The 16081-nt window shown below is 62.9% G+C and carries 17 protein-coding genes and 1 tRNA gene; 8 read left to right on the top strand and 10 right to left on the bottom strand.

Annotated elements, in window-relative coordinates; genetic code table 11:
- Window positions 1–186 precede the first annotated feature (186 nt).
- Window positions 187–2670, top strand: a complete 2484-nt coding sequence (gene hrpB, locus J3L12_RS15925; RefSeq protein WP_208016038.1) for an ATP-dependent helicase HrpB — start codon at window positions 187–189, stop codon at window positions 2668–2670.
- Window positions 2671–2830: 160 nt separating this feature from the next.
- Here hrpB and J3L12_RS15920 read toward each other — a convergent pair whose 3' ends face one another.
- From J3L12_RS15920 to J3L12_RS15910, 3 genes are all read right to left on the bottom strand, one after another.
- Entirely contained in the window at window positions 2831–3577 is a 747-nt protein-coding gene (locus J3L12_RS15920; RefSeq protein WP_243455313.1) for a phage integrase SAM-like domain-containing protein, read from the bottom strand.
- A gap of 3 nt (window positions 3578–3580) precedes the next feature.
- Window positions 3581–4111, bottom strand: coding sequence for a S24/S26 family peptidase (locus J3L12_RS15915; protein ID WP_208016037.1), 531 nt, complete (start codon window positions 4109–4111; stop codon window positions 3581–3583).
- 176 nt (window positions 4112–4287) lie between these two features.
- Window positions 4288–4365 (bottom strand) — tRNA-Arg (locus J3L12_RS15910).
- A gap of 352 nt (window positions 4366–4717) precedes the next feature.
- Between J3L12_RS15910 and gatB the strand changes: the two genes are divergently transcribed.
- Genes gatB through J3L12_RS15895 form a run of 3 tightly spaced genes read left to right on the top strand, consistent with a single transcriptional unit; the run spans window position 4718 to window position 7798 of the window.
- Window positions 4718–6142 carry an Asp-tRNA(Asn)/Glu-tRNA(Gln) amidotransferase subunit GatB gene (gatB, locus tag J3L12_RS15905; protein WP_208016036.1) on the top strand — a complete coding sequence of 475 codons (1425 nt, stop codon included), beginning with the start codon at window positions 4718–4720 and terminating at the stop codon, window positions 6140–6142.
- Entirely contained in the window at window positions 6139–7146 is a 1008-nt protein-coding gene (gene purM, locus J3L12_RS15900; protein WP_208016035.1) for a phosphoribosylformylglycinamidine cyclo-ligase, read from the top strand. Before gatB ends, purM begins: the two co-directional genes overlap by 4 nt.
- A 19-nt stretch (window positions 7147–7165) precedes the next feature.
- Complete coding sequence (locus J3L12_RS15895; RefSeq protein WP_208016034.1) at window positions 7166–7798, top strand: histidine phosphatase family protein; 633 nt, start codon at window positions 7166–7168, stop codon at window positions 7796–7798.
- 57 nt (window positions 7799–7855) lie between these two features.
- Here J3L12_RS15895 and J3L12_RS15890 read toward each other — a convergent pair whose 3' ends face one another.
- The gene (locus J3L12_RS15890) at window positions 7856–8089 is read right to left on the bottom strand and encodes a galactosyldiacylglycerol synthase (protein WP_208016033.1); all 234 of its coding nucleotides are present in this window, start codon (window positions 8087–8089) and stop codon (window positions 7856–7858) included.
- Window positions 8090–8168: 79 nt separating this feature from the next.
- Here J3L12_RS15890 and J3L12_RS15885 point away from each other — a divergent pair, with 79 nt between their 5' ends.
- The 3 genes from J3L12_RS15885 (at window position 8169) to J3L12_RS15875 (ending at window position 11390) form a co-directional block, all read left to right on the top strand.
- Window positions 8169–9239: an agmatine deiminase family protein gene (locus tag J3L12_RS15885; protein WP_347708932.1), complete on the top strand. Its 1071-nt coding sequence runs from the start codon at window positions 8169–8171 to the stop codon at window positions 9237–9239.
- 189 nt (window positions 9240–9428) lie between these two features.
- The gene (gene aguB / locus J3L12_RS15880; RefSeq protein WP_208016032.1) at window positions 9429–10307 is read left to right on the top strand and encodes an N-carbamoylputrescine amidase; all 879 of its coding nucleotides are present in this window, start codon (window positions 9429–9431) and stop codon (window positions 10305–10307) included.
- Window positions 10308–10619: 312 nt separating this feature from the next.
- Window positions 10620–11390 carry a glucose 1-dehydrogenase gene (locus J3L12_RS15875; protein ID WP_208016031.1) on the top strand — a complete coding sequence of 257 codons (771 nt, stop codon included), beginning with the start codon at window positions 10620–10622 and terminating at the stop codon, window positions 11388–11390.
- Between the two features lie 43 nt (window positions 11391–11433).
- Here J3L12_RS15875 and J3L12_RS15870 read toward each other — a convergent pair whose 3' ends face one another.
- The 6 genes from J3L12_RS15870 to J3L12_RS15845 form a co-directional block, all read right to left on the bottom strand.
- Window positions 11434–11712 carry a DUF4160 domain-containing protein gene (locus tag J3L12_RS15870; RefSeq protein WP_208016030.1) on the bottom strand — a complete coding sequence of 93 codons (279 nt, stop codon included), beginning with the start codon at window positions 11710–11712 and terminating at the stop codon, window positions 11434–11436.
- Window positions 11713–11828: 116 nt separating this feature from the next.
- Window positions 11829–12320: an 8-oxo-dGTP diphosphatase gene (locus J3L12_RS15865; RefSeq protein ID WP_208016029.1), complete on the bottom strand. Its 492-nt coding sequence runs from the start codon at window positions 12318–12320 to the stop codon at window positions 11829–11831.
- A 9-nt stretch (window positions 12321–12329) separates the two neighbouring features.
- A complete protein-coding gene (locus tag J3L12_RS15860) occupies window positions 12330–12674 on the bottom strand; it encodes a hypothetical protein (RefSeq protein ID WP_208016028.1) in 345 nt (114 codons plus the stop codon).
- A 12-nt stretch (window positions 12675–12686) separates the two neighbouring features.
- Window positions 12687–13421, bottom strand: coding sequence for a C4-type zinc ribbon domain-containing protein (locus J3L12_RS15855; protein ID WP_208016027.1), 735 nt, complete (start codon window positions 13419–13421; stop codon window positions 12687–12689).
- Window positions 13422–13483: 62 nt separating this feature from the next.
- Window positions 13484–14098: an MBL fold metallo-hydrolase gene (locus J3L12_RS15850; RefSeq protein WP_208016026.1), complete on the bottom strand. Its 615-nt coding sequence runs from the start codon at window positions 14096–14098 to the stop codon at window positions 13484–13486.
- A 26-nt stretch (window positions 14099–14124) separates the two neighbouring features.
- Window positions 14125–14814, bottom strand: a complete 690-nt coding sequence (locus tag J3L12_RS15845) for a rhodanese-like domain-containing protein (protein ID WP_208016025.1) — start codon at window positions 14812–14814, stop codon at window positions 14125–14127.
- Window positions 14815–14871: 57 nt separating this feature from the next.
- Here J3L12_RS15845 and J3L12_RS15840 point away from each other — a divergent pair, with 57 nt between their 5' ends.
- Window positions 14872–15459: a GNAT family N-acetyltransferase gene (locus J3L12_RS15840; protein WP_208016024.1), complete on the top strand. Its 588-nt coding sequence runs from the start codon at window positions 14872–14874 to the stop codon at window positions 15457–15459.
- Window positions 15460–16081 lie beyond the last annotated feature (622 nt).

The following is a 16081-nucleotide window of genomic DNA, read 5'->3' as shown; positions in this document are numbered from 1 at the left end:
TACTTACGAGATGTAATCCTGAGCCTCTTGCACCTCAAAAAGTGGCCGGTGTTGCGCTCGGTTAGAAAGTTCTCGGCTAATCCCTATCCTCTACTCAAGCTAATCCGAGGGTTGTGATAAAAGCCTGAGGGTAGCAGCCGGGCCCCAGCGAGCCTGTGCGAAAATACCAGGGTGGAAGTCTGAAGCATGTCCGAAACGCAACTGCCCATTTATCAAGTTTTGCTGAGCTTGAGCAACGCGCTCCGCACCCAGCGCACCGTGATTCTGCAAGCACCCCCCGGTGCGGGCAAAAGCACCGTGCTACCGCTAAAACTGCTGGGCGAGCCCTGGCTCGCGGGCCAGCAAATCTGGATGCTCCAGCCCCGCCGCCTGGCCGCCCGCAACGTGGCCGCCCGCATGGCCGCCCTGCTGGGCGAGGAGGTGGGCCAGACCGTGGGCTACCGGGTGCGCTTCGAAAGCCGGGTGGGGCCCCACACCCGGATCGAAGTCCTCACCGAGGGCATTCTGACCCGCCGCCTGCAAAAAGACCCGGCCCTATCGGGGGTGGGGTTGGTTATTTTCGATGAGTTTCACGAGCGCAGCCTCCAGGCCGACCTGGGCCTGGTGCTCTGCCGTGAGGTGCAACAGGCCCTGCGCGAAGACCTGCGGCTCTTGCTGATGTCGGCCACATTGGATGGGGAGGGGCTGGGCCGGCAGTTGGGCGCTCCGGTGCTGAGCGTGGAGGGCAGGCCCTACCCGGTAGAAGTCCGCTACCTGCCCCGCGACCCCCAAGGCCCCCTGCCGGGGGTGGTGGCGGGTGCGGTTTCGCGGGCCCTGGCCGAGCACGAAGGCGATATTCTGGTGTTTCTGCCGGGGGTGGGCGAGATTGCCCAGGTCGAGCGGCTTCTGGCCGAAAGGCACCCGGAGGTCAGGATCACCCCACTCTACGGCGACCTGCCCCTGGCGGCCCAGCAGGCGGCCATCCTGCCCGACCCCAGGCGGCGCAAGGTGGTGCTCTCGACCTCGATTGCCGAGACCAGCCTGACCATCGAGGGCATCCGGGTGGTGGTGGACTCGGGCTACGCCCGGCTGCCCCGCTTCGATGCCCGAAGCGGCCTGACCCGCCTCCAGACCGTGCGCGTGACCCGCGATGCCGCACAGCAACGCGCCGGGCGGGCCGGGCGGCTGGGGCCCGGGGTCTGCTACCGGTTGTGGAGCCAGGCCACCCACGGGCAGCTCCTGGCCGAGCGCAGACCGGAAATCCTGGAGGCAGACCTGGCCCCGCTGGTGCTCGAGCTGGCCCAGTGGGGCGTACAAGACCCCTACAAGCTGGACTGGGTCACGCCCCCTCCGGCGGGGGCCCTCCGGCAGGCCCGCGAGCTACTGGAGGCGCTGGGGGCGCTGGAGGGCCTGTCCCTCACCGAACGCGGCAGGGCGATGCTCGAGTGGCCCACCCACCCCCGCCTGGCGCACCTGCTGCTGGAAGGCCAGGCCCTGCGGCAAAACGCCCTGGCCGCCGACCTGGCCGCCCTGCTAGAAGAGCGCGACCCCCTGCCCAGAGAGATGGGGGCCGATGTGGGCTTGCGCTTGCAGGCCCTGCGGCACTGGCGCCAGAGCGGCAAAGCCCTTCATGGCGCCGAGCCGGGTACGCTTGAGCGGATCGAGCGGCTCAGCCAGCAGTGGCGTCAGCGCCTGGGGGTGGCTGCGGAAAACCAGCCCCCCGAGGAGCGAGCGGTCGGGATGCTGATTGCCATGGCCTACCCCGACCGGCTGGCCCGCCTGCGGGAAGGCGAGCGCCTGCGCTACCGTCTCTCGGGGGGGCGGGGGGTGCGCCTGGACGAAAACGACCTGCTGGCCGGCACCCCCTGGCTGGCCGCCGCCCACCTCGACGCCGGCCAGGAGGAGGGCCGTCTCTTTCTGGCTGCCCCGGTACAGCCTTCGGATCTGACCCCACTGGCCCGGCCCGTTGAGACCGTGGCCTGGGATGCCCAGGGCGGGGTGTTGCTGGCCCAGCGCGAGCTGCGGGTGGGCGAGGTGGCGCTGTCCAGGGAGCTGCTCCGCCAGGTGGATCCCGCGCGGCGCCGCAAAATTCTCTGCCAGGTGGTGCGGGCCGAGGGGCTCACACTCTTGCCCTGGACAGAAGAACTCCGCCAGTGGCAGGCCCGCGTGGAGAGCCTGCGGCGCTGGCGGCCCGAGGAGGGCTGGCCCGATGTCTCCGACAAAAACCTATTGGAGACCCTCGAGGAGTGGCTGGCCCCCTGGTTGGAAGGGGTCTCGCGCCGCGAGGACTTTGCCCGCCTCGAGCTCGAAAGCATCCTGGGCGGGCTCCTGCCCTGGCCGCTGCCCGTGCGGCTGGACGCGCTGGCCCCTACGCGGCTTCAGGTGCCCAGCGGCTCCCGCATCAAGCTGACCTACAGCCCCGACGGCAGCCCGCCGGTGCTGGCCGTGAAGCTCCAGGAGCTCTTCGGCCTGGCCGATACCCCCACCGTCAACGAAGGCCGCACCCCGGTGCTGCTGCACCTGCTCTCCCCTGCCCAGCGGCCCATCCAGGTAACCCAGGATCTGCGGAGTTTCTGGAACCAGACCTACCTCGAGGTACGCAAGGAACTGCGGGGGCGCTACCCCAAACACCCCTGGCCTGAAGACCCCTGGAACGCAGTGCCCACCCGCAAAACCAAGCCCCGGTATTGACCTGAGGTTCTTTCCCGCTCCTGGCAAGAGAAGGTGGAGACATCCCGCCAGCAGTGCAAAAGAATAGTGTTGGAGACGTCATCAACTGCGTATGTGTCGCCGTATGAGGGCACAGAAATGCCGCTCAAAAATAACCATCCACGCAAATTCGGTATCAGGACTATCGGGCCGCCTGTGACCAGGCCTTGAGGGGGCGCATCTTGGGGGTTTTTTGTACTGGTGGTCTTGCATCCGCCGGAGCACCCCCGAAAGCACCCGGATGCCCTGCACGAAGTAGGGCCCCTTGTTGAGCATGACGCACTCGGCCCGGGCAATCATGATGGCGGTGGGTCTGGGCTGCTTGCAGGAATGCTGTGGCCTGTTCAGGGCTCCAGGCCCTCGAGGGTCGCACCGGGGCCAGGGGTGGGGGCTCTACCGCATCAGCAGGATTGGTTTCGATCAGGCCCATCCGCACCGCGTCGCGCAAAGCAGCCCGCAAAAACTGCAAGGTTTGGCGGCGGGTAGAGGGCGAGAGGTGGCCCAGGTCGGCCATGAAAGCGCGGATGGCCAGGGCAGTAAGCCTGGACAAGAAAATATGGGCCAGCGGTTGCAACCGGCGCAAGTATTCGCGGTACTTGAGCGCAGTCGAGGGCCGGATGTTATGCGTGCGGGTGTGCTGATCGGCCCACTGCTCCAGCCACTCCCCCAGCCGTAACCGCTGCGGGGCTTGAATCAAGCCATACCCTGCTTTGGGCAGCAACCGGGCCAGCTTTTCGGCTACCTCCCGACGCGTGTGGCCATACACCCAGCGCTTGCGCTGCTTGCCGTCGGGGCCGTAGCCCACCGTGACAGAGGCCGCCCAGCGCCCGTCCTTGCGCTGAAAGATGGAACCCTCGCCTTTGCCACGCCGGGGGTTTGGATTACCCAAAGCCTACCCCCTCAAAAACCGACCAATCGCCACCCCTACCACGGTGCTACCCTCTGGAGCCTCAAAAGCAGCGCGGTAGGCCCGATTATCGTTGCCCAGCAGTAGTAAGCCGTTTTCTACCCCCAGATAACGCTTAATCACCACACCGTCGCCAGCCAGCCAGACCGCCACCACCTTGCCGCGCTCGGGCAGGCCGTCGCGGTAGCAGATGACCAGGGTGCCATCATCGGCGTAGCCCTGCATGGAGTCGCCGCGCACCCGTACCACAAACAAACGCGAGCGATCATAGCCGCGCAGCTCGGGCATGAATATCCCTATGGTATCTGCCCCCTCATTCGACCAAGGCGGCCCGGCTCCGGCATCTATGACCGGCAACACATACACATCGCTATCCGGCCCGGCGCGTTCAATCGCTTCTGAGGCCAGCGTCTCGCGAATGTAATCAATGTGGATGCCGGTGGCCTGGCTGAACTCGGCTAGGCTCCAGCGCAGGGCTCTGAGAAGACCAAAGAACTTTTCGGCTCCTAGCGACAAAGGGTGGACTCGACCACGTTCAATGTCAGAAACAGTGCGTTGTGATATGACATCTCCAGAATCCGCCCCTATCTGCTCTTGAGCTAAGCCCAAAGTTACACGCTTATTTCTAGGCCCATGCAGGAGGGCGTTCTTTGCTCACGTCAATAGGGTAGGCCGTCTTTTACGTCCAGAGCTGGTGCGCCCGGCAGGACTCGAACCTGCGACCTAAGGTTTAGGAAACCTTCGCTCTATCCAAACTGAGCTACGAGCGCAAAGGGCTTGCTACTGCAAGCAAGCCAGATTGTAGCATCTAGCCTCGCAGGCTTCTACCGTGCTCGAGGGCCGGTGGTACGGCTAGCTAGAACTTTCTTGCCCCGAACCTTCGACAGTCTGTGGCCAATTTCAGGCTCTTATCATTTGCTTGAGCATCGCCGTTTCAACCCCTCACCCGGCGACAGCGGTTACCGACAGAGTTGTTTTATTGGGCAAAAAGAGCACCTTACTGGCCGGCGCTGTCACCACCCTCTCCCGCAAGAGGAGAGGGAAAGGGGAAAACGATAAAAGCCTTTGGCCCATTTTCGCCGAGAATGGCTTTTGGCTTCCTCCACCTATAATGGTCAGGGTATGCCGGAGTTCGAAGCAGTGGTGGGGCTGGAAGTCCACCTGCACCTCAAAACCAAGAGCAAAATGTTCTGCGGCTGCGACGCCAACTATTTTGGCGACCCGCCCAACACCCATACCTGCCCGGTCTGTCTGGGGCTGCCGGGGGTACTGCCCTCGGTCAACGCCCAGGCGGTGGACTTTGGCATCCTGTTTGGGCTGGCCCTGAACTGCACCATCGCCCCCTGGACGCAGTTCCACCGCAAGAGCTACTACTACCCCGACATGCCCAAGAACTACCAGATCTCCCAGTACGACCTGCCCATCGCCGAGCACGGGTATCTGGAAGTAGAAGGGCAAAAAGTGCGCATCAAGCGGGTGCACCTGGAGGAGGACGCTGCCAAATCCACCCACCCGGACGGCACCGCCTACTCGCTGATTGACCTCAACCGGGCCGGTTCACCCCTCATCGAGATGGTCACCGAGCCGGATATTCGCACCCCCGAGCAGGCCCGTATTTTTCTGGCTCACATCCGCTCGATTGCCCAGACCCTGGGGGTCTCGGAGGCCAACCCCGAAGAGGGCAAGATGCGGGCCGACGTGAACGTCTCGGTACGGCCCGTGGGAGGGCCTCTGGGCACCAAGGTGGAGATCAAGAACCTCAACTCCTTTCGTAGCGTGGCGCGGGCCCTCGAGTTCGAAATCAAGCGCCAGCAGGAGCTACTTCGCAGCGGGCGCAGGGTGGAGCAAGCCACCCTGGGCTGGGACGAGGCCGCCGGCAAGACCTACCTGATGCGCCTCAAGGAAGGCGAGGCCGACTACCGCTACTTCCCCGACCCCGACCTGCCGCCCATCGTGATCGATGAGGCCTGGCTGGCGCGTCTCCGGGCCGCCATGCCCGAGCTGCCCGCCCAGAAGTACGCCCGCTATGTGGAGCAAGGGGTACGCCCCTACGACGCCGAAATTCTGGCCTACAACGCTTCGCTGGCCCGCTTCTTCGACGAGGCGCTGGCCTCGTACCAGGGCAACCCCCAAACCATCGCCAACCTGCTCAACGCCGATGTGGCCGGCTACCTGAACGAGCGGGGCCTCGAGGTGCAAGAGACCGCCCTCACCCCCACAAACCTGGCCCAGCTAGCCGGGCTGTTCGAGCGCCGCGAGATTACCAACCGGGTGCTCGCGCAGCTTTTGCCCGAGGTGATGGAAGGGGCCGACCCCCTGCGGCTGGTGGAGGAACGCGGCCTGCGCTCGGTTTCGGACGAAGGCTCGCTTAGGCCCATCGTGGAGCGGGTGGTGGCCGCCAACCCCAGGGTGGTCGAGCAGGTCAGGGGCGGCAACCTCAAAGCCGCCAACGCCCTCCTGGGGCCCATCATGAAGGAGACCAGGGGCACCGCCAAGGCCGACGTGGTCAAGAAGATGCTGGGCGAGATGCTGGGGGTAGAGCTATGAACTACCAGGACGCGGGCGTGGACATCGACCGCAAGGCCGGGGCCTTGAAAAGGGCGGCCCAGAAAATCAAGGAGACCTATACCCCCCAGGTACTGCGGGGCATCGGGGCCTTTGGGGGGATGCTCGAGGTGGCCGCGCTGAAGGCGATGGCCGAGCCGGTGCTGGTGGCCTCCACCGACGGGGTGGGCACCAAGACTCTGCTGGCCGCCCAGACCGGGCGCTACGGGGGGCTGGGCTTCGACCTGGTGAACCACTCGGTCAACGACCTGCTGGTGCAGGGGGCCCGGCCCCTATTTTTTATGGACTACATCGCCAGCGCCCGCCTCGAGGCCGACGTGCTGGCCGCCGTGCTGGACTCGCTGGCCGAAGCCTGCAAAGCCGTGGGCATTCCCCTCCTGGGCGGCGAGACCGCCGAGATGCCGGGGGTCTACCACGAAGGGGGCCTCGACCTGGTGGGCACCATTGTGGGGGTGGTGGACAGGGCCCAGATTGTGGATGGCTCCCAGGTACAGCCGGGCGATGTGCTGCTGGCCCTGCCTTCTTCCGGGCTGCACACCAACGGCTACAGCCTGGCCCGCAAGGTATTTGCGGGGTGGAACCTGGAGGAACCCCGGCTCGAGCTCGGCGGTCGGTCGCTGGCCGAGGTACTTCTGGAGCCCCACCGCTGCTACCTGGCGGAGGTTGCGCTGCTTCAGCGCGAGGGCATCGAAATTCGCGCCATGGCCCACATCACCGGGGGTGGGGTCTACGAAAACCTCCCCAGGGTGCTGCCGGAGGGGCTAGGGGCCGAAATCCGGCGTGGAACCTTTCCAGTCCCCCCCATTTTTGAGTTGATTCAACGGGCGGGCAGTGTGGCCGAGCAAGAGATGTTCCGGGTGTTCAATATGGGGCTTGGTTACATTTTGGTTCTGAGTTCAGACATGGCATCTCGGGCCGGGACACTTTTACCTCAAGGCTACCTGGTAGGCTATATCATGGAAGGGTCAGGGATTAAGGTCGTCTGAAACCCTGCCCCCCTACCGTATGAAAGAACTCTGGCTGCTGCGCCATGGTGAAACGCCCTGGAACGCCGAGGGGCGCTTTCAGGGCCATTACGACATCAACCTATCGCCCCAGGGCCTGCATCAGGCCTACCGGGTGGCCGAGCGCCTGGCCGCCTGCCGACAGGGCTTCGACGGCCTCTACAGCTCCGACCTCCAGCGGGCGGCGCTCACCGCCAAACCCATCGCCGAGGCACTACACCTGACCCCCATCTACGACCCCCGCCTTCGCGAAATTTATGCAGGCGAGCTACAGGGCCTTTTGCGAAGCGAGATGGAAACCCTCTACCCCGCCTTCCACGAAGCCATCCAGCGCGACCCCTGGAATACCAAGCGCCCCGGCGGCGAGAGCATGGCCGACCTGGCTGCACGTGTCCAGGGCTTCCTGGACGATCTACCCGAGGGGCGCTTTATCGTGGTGACGCACGGCGGGGTGATCCGGGCCGCGCTCAAAATGGTGCTCAAGCTGGAAAACGGCGCCTGGCGCAAATTCCAGATTCAAAACACCTCCATCACCCGGCTTCTCTACCCTGAAGGCACGGCGCTTTCGGTGGGTGATGTGGGTCACCTGGAAGCCTGGGCCGAGGGGCTGGCCGACGAGGCCACCCTGTCCTAGCCGCGGGGCACAGGGTTCCGGGCGCCGTAAAAGCCCGCGAGCCGCCGTCTATTCGATTTACCTGGACCAGCGGATGCTCAGGTCTTCCTGGTTTGCCATGGCTTTGTGGAGCAAGTCCAGCAGGGCGGGGTCGGCGCCCTGTTCGCGCCAGGTCTCGAGCAGGTCAAGGTTCAGGTAGTAGTCCTGGTCTTCGGCGTGCTCTTCCTCCATCTGGGCAACCAGGAATTCTAGCTGGGCCTCGCTAATCTCGCCAAGGAAGGCCCCGGTATCGGCGTTGTACAGTTGTGGCATGCCTTCAGTCTAGCAAGAATCAGATGACCCCGTTCTGCATTCGGTGACCCCGTCCGGTAACTGCTATACTATGCCCTTTGTGGACAAGACCCTTACCCCCCGCGCCCTGGGCTTTCGCATGCCCGCCGAATGGGCCCCCCACGCCGCTACCTGGACGGCCTGGCCCTACGACGAGGAAAAATGGTTGGGCTACCTGGAACCCGTGCGGCAGGAGTTTGCTGCCTTTGTGAACACCCTGGCCCGCTTTGAGCCGGTGCACCTGGTAGTGAACGACGAGGCCTCCGAGCAGGACGCTAAAAGCAGGCTCTCGGGCCCTATTCAGTTCCACCGCATCCCCCACAACGATAGCTGGTTGCGCGACTCGGGGGCCATCTTTGTCACGCGCCCTGGCCCTTTGCCTCCACATGGAGCGCAAGGGGTGGCCGAGGCTCCCGCCTGGCTGGCGGGCGTGAACTGGGAGTTCAACGGCTGGGGGAACAAGTACCCTGCCGAGCTCGACAACCAGATGCCCCGGCACATGGCCCGCATCCTGGGGGTGAAGCTCTTTGAGGCAGGTATCGTGATGGAGGGGGGGAGCCTCGAGGTCAACGGACAGGGCATAGGCCTCACCACCCGGCAGTGCCTGCTCTCGCCGGAGCGCAACCCCAGCCTCGACGAGGAGGCCCTCGAGGGCTACCTGCTGGAGTACCTCGGCATCGAACACCTGATCTGGCTGGGCAACGGGCTCGAGGGCGACCACACCGACGGCCACATAGACACCCTCACCCGTTTTACCGCACCCCGTACCATCGTCACCTCGGTCTCTTCCGACCCCGACGACCCCAACCACCGCCCTTTACAGGAAAACCTGGAAATCCTGCAAAGCCTGGGGGGCTTTCAAATTGTAGAACTCCCCCTGCCCAAGAATCCTATCTGGCTCGACGATCAAACCCGCCTGCCCCTCACCTACGCCAACTTCTACATTGCCAACGGGGCCGTGCTGGTGCCCATCTACGGCGACCCCCACGACGAGCAGGCCCTGCAAATCCTGCGCCCTTTGTTCCCCGAACGCGAGGTGGTCGGCCTCAAAAGCCGCTATCTTATTACCGGCGGGGGTAGTTTCCACTGCGTCACCCAGCAGCAACCGGAGGGCGAGATATGGAATGGGTAACCCGGGCAGGTGAAGGGAGCCCGGCGAGCGTACAGCCATACAGGTTCAACCAACCAACCCTTCGTCCTGCTCGATGAACGCCCTTTTGCTTACTACCGCAGAGGGTTGAATGGAACCGAGGCCCTCGAGAATCTCTCCGCTATCAGCTATGGGCCATAGACTATAGACCATAGACCCCAAGGAGCCCTCATGCCCAAACTAGCCGTTGTGCAGATGTCCATGACAAGCAACCGCGACCACAACGTGGCCAAGGCCACCCAGATGGTGCGCGAAGCCGCCGCACAGGGGGCACAGATTGTGCTGCTGCCGGAGCTATTCGAGAACCTCTACTTCTGCCAGGCCGAGCGGGACAAATACTTTGCCCTGGCCAACCCGGTCGAGCAACACCCCTTCATCCCACACTTTCAGCGGCTGGCCCAGGAACTGGGGGTGGTGCTCCCGCTCTCCTTTTTCGAGAAAGCCGGGCAGGCCCACTACAACAGCCTTGCTCTGATTGACGCCACGGGCGAAATCCTAGGCGTCTACCGCAAATCGCACATCCCCGATGGGCCGGGTTACGAAGAAAAGTATTACTTCAACCCCGGCGATACCGGCTTCCGGGCCTTCCCGACCCGCTTTGGCACGGTGGGGGCCGGCATCTGCTGGGATCAGTGGTTCCCCGAGTGTGCCCGCAGCATGGCCTTGCTGGGCGCGGAAATTCTGCTCTACCCCACCGCCATTGGCTCCGAGCCTGCCGAGGCCGGGGGCATTGACACCAAGGATATGTGGCAGCGCGCCATGATCGGGCACGCTGTCTCGAATATCTGCTATCTAGCGGCAGCCAACCGGGTGGGCACCGAGGTGGTGGAGGGCCTCGAGCAGACCTTCTATGGCTCCTCCTTCATCGCCGACTACATGGGCAACAAAATCGCCGAGGCAGGCCGCAGCGAAGAAACCGTTTTGCTGGCCGATTTGAACCTGGAAGAGGCCCGCACCTTCCGGGCTAGTTTTGGCTTTTTCCGCGACCGTCGGCCCGACCTCTACGGCCCCCTCCTGACCCTGGATGGCAAGACCCGCCGTACAGCCTAGGTGTGCGCTCCAAGCGCCCGATAGCAGGCATTGAGAATGCTCTCCACTTATTTTTGTAAGAAAGCCTTGTCCTGGACAGAACAGTGGCCGCCTGGAAACTCGAAGCCCAAGCACCCGTGGGCTGGGCCCGGCCCACACATGCGCCTGGGTCGAGGCGCATTCTCGTTTTCATGGGCGGCCACGTCGCTGTAATCCACGAACCTTTCATACAGCTCAAGAACTGCAGTGTGATCGTAACGCCAGAGCATATAGTTCCGGGATGGTTGTGGGAACCGCTCTGGCTTGGGATTTTGACGCCAGGTTTTATAAACTTTGACCATGTTCCAGGGCAGGGTAGTGCTGATTACCGGGGCAGCCCGCGGTATTGGGCGGGCCATTGCCGAGGCCTTTGCAGAGGAGCGGGCTCTGCTGGTGCTATGCGATGTGAGGCCGGAGGGCCTCGAGGTAGCCAAACGTCTTGGTGCTCTGTTCGTATATGCCGATATCGCCCAGGCTCTCCACCGCGAACGTTTTGTCGAGCAGGCTACCAAGCAGTGGGGCGGTGTTCATGTGCTGGTCAACAACGCTGCCATCGCTGCTCCTGGCTCGGCGCTCAAGGTGGGGCTGGCCGAGTGGCAGCAGACCCTGGAAGTGAACCTGACCGCGCCCATGCACCTTTCCGCCCTGGCCGCCCGGGAAATGATGCGGTCGGGCGGGGGCGCGATTGTAAATGTGGCCAGCGTACAGGGGCTTTTCGCCGAGCAGAACAACGCCGCCTACAACGCTTCTAAGGGCGGGCTGGTCAACCTGACCCGCTCGCTGGCGCTCGACTTTGCGCCCATGAACATCCGGGTCAACGCCGTAGCCCCAGGCGCTATTGCCACCGAGAGCGTGCTGGAAGCCATTCAGATGTCGGAAGACCCCGAGCTCACCCGCCAGGACTGGGAAGACCTGCACGCCCTGCGGCGCCTGGGAAAGCCCGAGGAAGTGGCCCAGGCGGTGGTGTTTCTGGCTTCCGAGCGAGCTAGCTTCATCACCGGGGCCATTCTGCCGGTAGATGGTGGTATGACGGCCAGCTTCATGATGGCCGGAAGGCCAGTTTGAAATAGAAAACCGCCCTAGAAGAAGCGGCTTGGTCGCTTGATGTCTATTCTTGGTGCAATAGCAGTTCTCCGGTGGGTTTTTCGCCTTCGTTGCCCCTGGCGTTGGCCCAGTGTTTGAGGAGCTGGTCGCGGGCATCTACGATGGCCTGTTGGATGCGGCTCAGTTCGGTGCGGGAAAAGCCGTTGTTGGACTGCAAGGCCAGTGGTTGCAGCGAGAACTTGGCGAAGTGCCCCTCGTGCTTGACGCAAATATAGGGCTGCTCGAGGTTGTAGCCCGAGTTGACGTAGAAGCGGTACTGGCCCGAACGATGAAGTGTAATCATAAATCCCCTGACTCTCCTACAATGTGACAAATAACCGTAAAGTGCTAAAGCCTCGTAACGCTACCTTAGCACAGCTTCAGGGAATTGGGATGAGATGGCGTTAATCTGGCCTGGTATCAGCGGCTGAACGACCACGCTACCGGCTGGCCGTCCGAATAAGGCATTACCCCGTGGAAGGGGCGCGGGTCGGCATCAAACACCAGGGGCAAAAAGTGTTTATCGCCGGGCCACATGGGTAGCTCGAGTCGGACTACTTTTTCCAGGGGAACCCATTCCAAGCACCCCTCATGGTTGGTCTGGAGCGGGGTGCCCGACCACAGGGGAATTACAAAAATAAAGCCAAACCAGTCCTCGCCGTTTTTGCCAAAACCCGGCCAGGAGAGGGTTCCCCGCAGGGTGAGCTGGAGCGCCTCGAGGCCCGCTTCTTCCCGGATTTCCCGCCGCATACCGGCGGCCACGTCTTCGGTCGGCTCGAGCTTGCCCCCCAGCCCGTTGTACTTGCCAAAAGCCGGGTCGTCGGGGCGGGCGTTGCGGTGAATCAGCAAAACCTGTTGGCCGTCGGGCGAAAGCACATAGCCAAGGGTAGCCAGAATGGGGGTATAGGGCACAGCTCTAAACTACTGGTTTGGGAAGGGGGGGTTCAACTGGAGGGTTCGCTCCACCCAGCCCAGCGCTTCCGCACGGCTCCTGGCCCGGTAGACGATCTCACGGCTGCGCAGGTCGTAGACCTGAAAGCTGGCGGTCACACGGTAAAACGAGCCGGGTTCTTGCACAGGCTCCTGCGCCCGGCCCGCCTCGCGCAACTGCCTGCGAGCCATCCAGAATATGGTCAGACCCACCAGCACCAGCAGGACGCCCACGCCCACCAGGGTTAGCACCTTCTGCTGCGCTGTACAGTTACACACCGCCCAGGCGGGCGATGAGAGAGAGAGCGTCCACAGGCTGAACAAAAACCTATGCATCGCGGGTAGGGCCTACTCCCCTTTCCAGAGGATGCGCCCACAGGAGGGGCAGCGCACCACCTTCTGGGCCTGGTGGATTTGCTGGGCCACGTGCATGGGGAGCTGGACGTTGCAGGCCGTACAGCGGTAACCGTTGCTGGTTTTGGTCATTCTGGCCAGGCCGGTGCCTTTGCGGGCCTTGCGGATGGACTCATACTCCTTGACGATGGGTGCGGGAATGGTAGCAGCCAACTGGTCGCGGTCGGCTTTTTTGGACTGATAGGTGGCCTCGAGGTCGCTTACTCGCTGCTGGTTGGCGGCCTCCAGCGCCTCGAGCCTGGGCCTGGCCTCGTCTACCTGGGCTTTTATCTCGGCCAGTTCTTTTTCAAGCTTATCCATCTGTTCCATCAGGGGCATCATCTGGCCGGCCACTTCTTTGCTGCCCTCGAGGTCTTCGATCAGGCCCGAGAGCTGGCGAATTTGTTCACTGTACTGGGTCTGCTCCTTGACCCCGGTGGCCTGGGCCTGGGCCGCCTTGGCTTTTTCACGCTTGTTCTTGAGGTCTTGTAGCTCGAGGTCGGCCTTGTGGTAGGCCAGGCGCACCTCGCGCAACTGGTCTTGCACGCCGGCAAGTTGGTTCTCCAATGCCCTGAAGTGTGCGCGGGCCTGCGCGAGCTCCTCGGGAATGCGGGACTGATCTTCGCGAATCTGGTCAAGCTCGAGGTCGCGTTCCTGTAGGCGGTTCAACTCGGCCAGCGGGTCACTCACGTGTATAGTCTAACACCCTCCACAGAGCCTGGGGTCAGGGGTGCTGGGCTCGAGGCGTGAGATTAGCCCGCAAGATAGGGATTATGGGCCATTTCTTCGGCAAGGGTCGTGAGGGGGCCATGACCGGGGTAGACCACCGTCTGGGGGGGCAGCTTCTTCAGTTTTTGCAGCGAGGCAAACAGGGCCTGGGGATCGCTGCCCGGCAGGTCGTAGCGGCCAATACCGCCCCGAAAGAGCACATCCCCGCTCACCAGGTGGCCGGGGGCGTAAAAAGCCACATGCCCCGGCGCATGGCCGGGCAGGAATAGCACGGATAGGCCCAGACCCAAATCCAGTTGCTGCCCCTCGGCCAGGGGCTCCACAGGCTCGGGCGGCTGGGGAATGGACAGGCCCCAGCGGGCCGCATTCTGAGCCGCGTTCTGGTAGAGGGCCAGGTCGCCTGGATGCAGGTAAACTGGCAGCTTCAGGGCCTCCACCAGGGGCGCCACTGCCCCCACATGGTCGAAGTGGGCGTGGGTCAGCAGGATGGCCTCCGGGCGCAGGCCCACCCGGCGCACCTCGGCCAGGATGCGCTCCGGCTCGTCGCCAGGGTCCACTATGGCCCCCCGTCCGCTCTCGCCCACCAGCAAGTAGGTGTTTTCTTGTAAGGGGCCCACGCTGAGACCATGTACCTTCATACCCCATAGCCTACAGGCAAAACTCGTTAGGTTCCCCGCTCCACCGGCAGGTCGGCCTCGGCTTCCCACTCGAGCATGCTGCCCAGGTAGTTGCGGGCCAGCACCCCCTGCTGCCGCAGCAGCCAGAAAGCCGTGGCGCTGCGGGCGCCACTGCGGCAGTGAACCCCCACTGCCTGGCCAGGTGTCAGACCCAGGGCCTCGGCATTATCCGGCCCGAAAGCCCCCAGGGGAATGTTTTTCGCGCCGGGAATGCGGACGGCGGCGAACTCGTGGGGTTCGCGCACGTCCAGCAACAACCCTCCTGGATTCTGCATGATTTCATCGGCGGTGAGGAGAATGTCGCGGTTGAGCCTGGCCCAGGGTTCACCCTCACGAGGCTGAACCGAGGCCTGGCTGGTGGCCTGGCCTTCCCAACCCTGCGGCCACAAGTACACCTCCAGACCGCCCAGGGCCAGCATGAAGGCGGTCTTGGTCAGGCGGGTATTAAGGCCCGTGTCGTAGACCACCACCGGCCTCTGGGGGCCCGCCCCAAGGCGCCCGTTGAGGTCGGCCAGGGTTTGCTCGAGCTGCCGAAACTCCTCCTCGGTTCGCAAGCGCCCCCGAAAACCCGATAGATCCACGTTGAGCGCACCTTCCAGGTGCCCCTGGGCATACTCGGCGGGGGAGCGGCTATCAATCAGCAAGGCATCAGGGGGTGGGGTGGCACTCAGAATCATCTTTTCGATTGTAAAGGCAGGGGCTGCCTTCTCAACAGGTCGTGTATCTTGGAAACCATGAGCCTGCGCCTAGACGTTTTCTCCGGTGCCGAGGTGGCGCCTTTCATCCCGGAGCTGGCCCGATTGCGGATGACGGTTTTTCGGGAGTGGCCTTATCTGTACGAGGGGAGCCTCGAGTACGAGGAGCACTACCTGGCCAAGTTTCTGGAGTGGCCAGAGAGCACCCTGGTGGTGGTGCGCGATGGCGAACGGGTGGTGGGGGCTTCCACCGCTTTGCCCCTGGCCCAAGCCGAGGCCGAGTTTCAGGAACCCTTCGTGAAGGCCGGGCTCAACCCCGCCGAGTGGTACTACTTTGGGGAGTCGGTGCTGGAAGCGGCCTACCGGGGGCAAGGGCTGGGGGTAGCCTTTTTCCATCACCGGGAGGCCAGGGCCCTACAGTTCGGCTACCGGCTGGTCACGTTCTGTGCCGTTGAACGCCCGGCGAACCACCCCCTCAAGCCTTCCGACTATGTACCGCTGGATGCCTTCTGGCAGCGGCGCGGGTTTACCAAGCGCCCCGACCTGGTTTGTCATTTTTCCTGGCAAGACCTGGGCCAGGCCCAGGCGTCCGCCAAACCGATGGTGTTCTGGGTCAAGGCGCTCTAATACAAAGCGCATAAACTGACAATCGTTTCACAATTGGGTCTGCAAGAAAAACTGCGTCGCAATCGAAAAAACCCGGCTTCTCTTGACGAGAAACGCCTGGATACCCACAAAGTTATCCACAGAAAACAATGGGTTATCCACAGAGTTATCCACAGGCCGCACCCCGGCTTTTTTTGTAAATTCCAACAAAGTCCCGGATGATCGCTATTTCCAAGGGATGGTTGATACGTTCCAATGGAAACAGGATGAACGCTCTCTGAGCACTATTAATACACGTCTTTGGCTTGTAAGCAAGCACTAATAAACAATCCGGGGCATGCTGAACCCTGGAATACGAATAAATCTGTTTCTGACACGGTATTTTTACAATCTATGGTCGCATTTACCAATAAAAAACGGCCTGGAGCGAATCGCCATTCAACTCCCAGGCCGGCAGGTGCTCCCGCACCCATGAACAGGATAGCGCATAAACAGCTCGCAAGCCAACGTCTAAAGCAGGCTTTTATCATAATCACATATGAAAGCTGTCTCCATCCCCAGTCCGTTGCCGTATCTAGCCCAGATACCCGATTCCCGCGAGTACTTGAAAACCCATCATCGCTGGCAAGACCTGCTGCTGATC

This window comes from Meiothermus sp. CFH 77666 (assembly GCF_017497985.1).
In the GTDB taxonomy this organism is placed as follows: Bacteria; Deinococcota; Deinococci; order Deinococcales; family Thermaceae; genus Meiothermus.
This window is presented reverse-complemented; position numbering and strand designations above follow the sequence as displayed.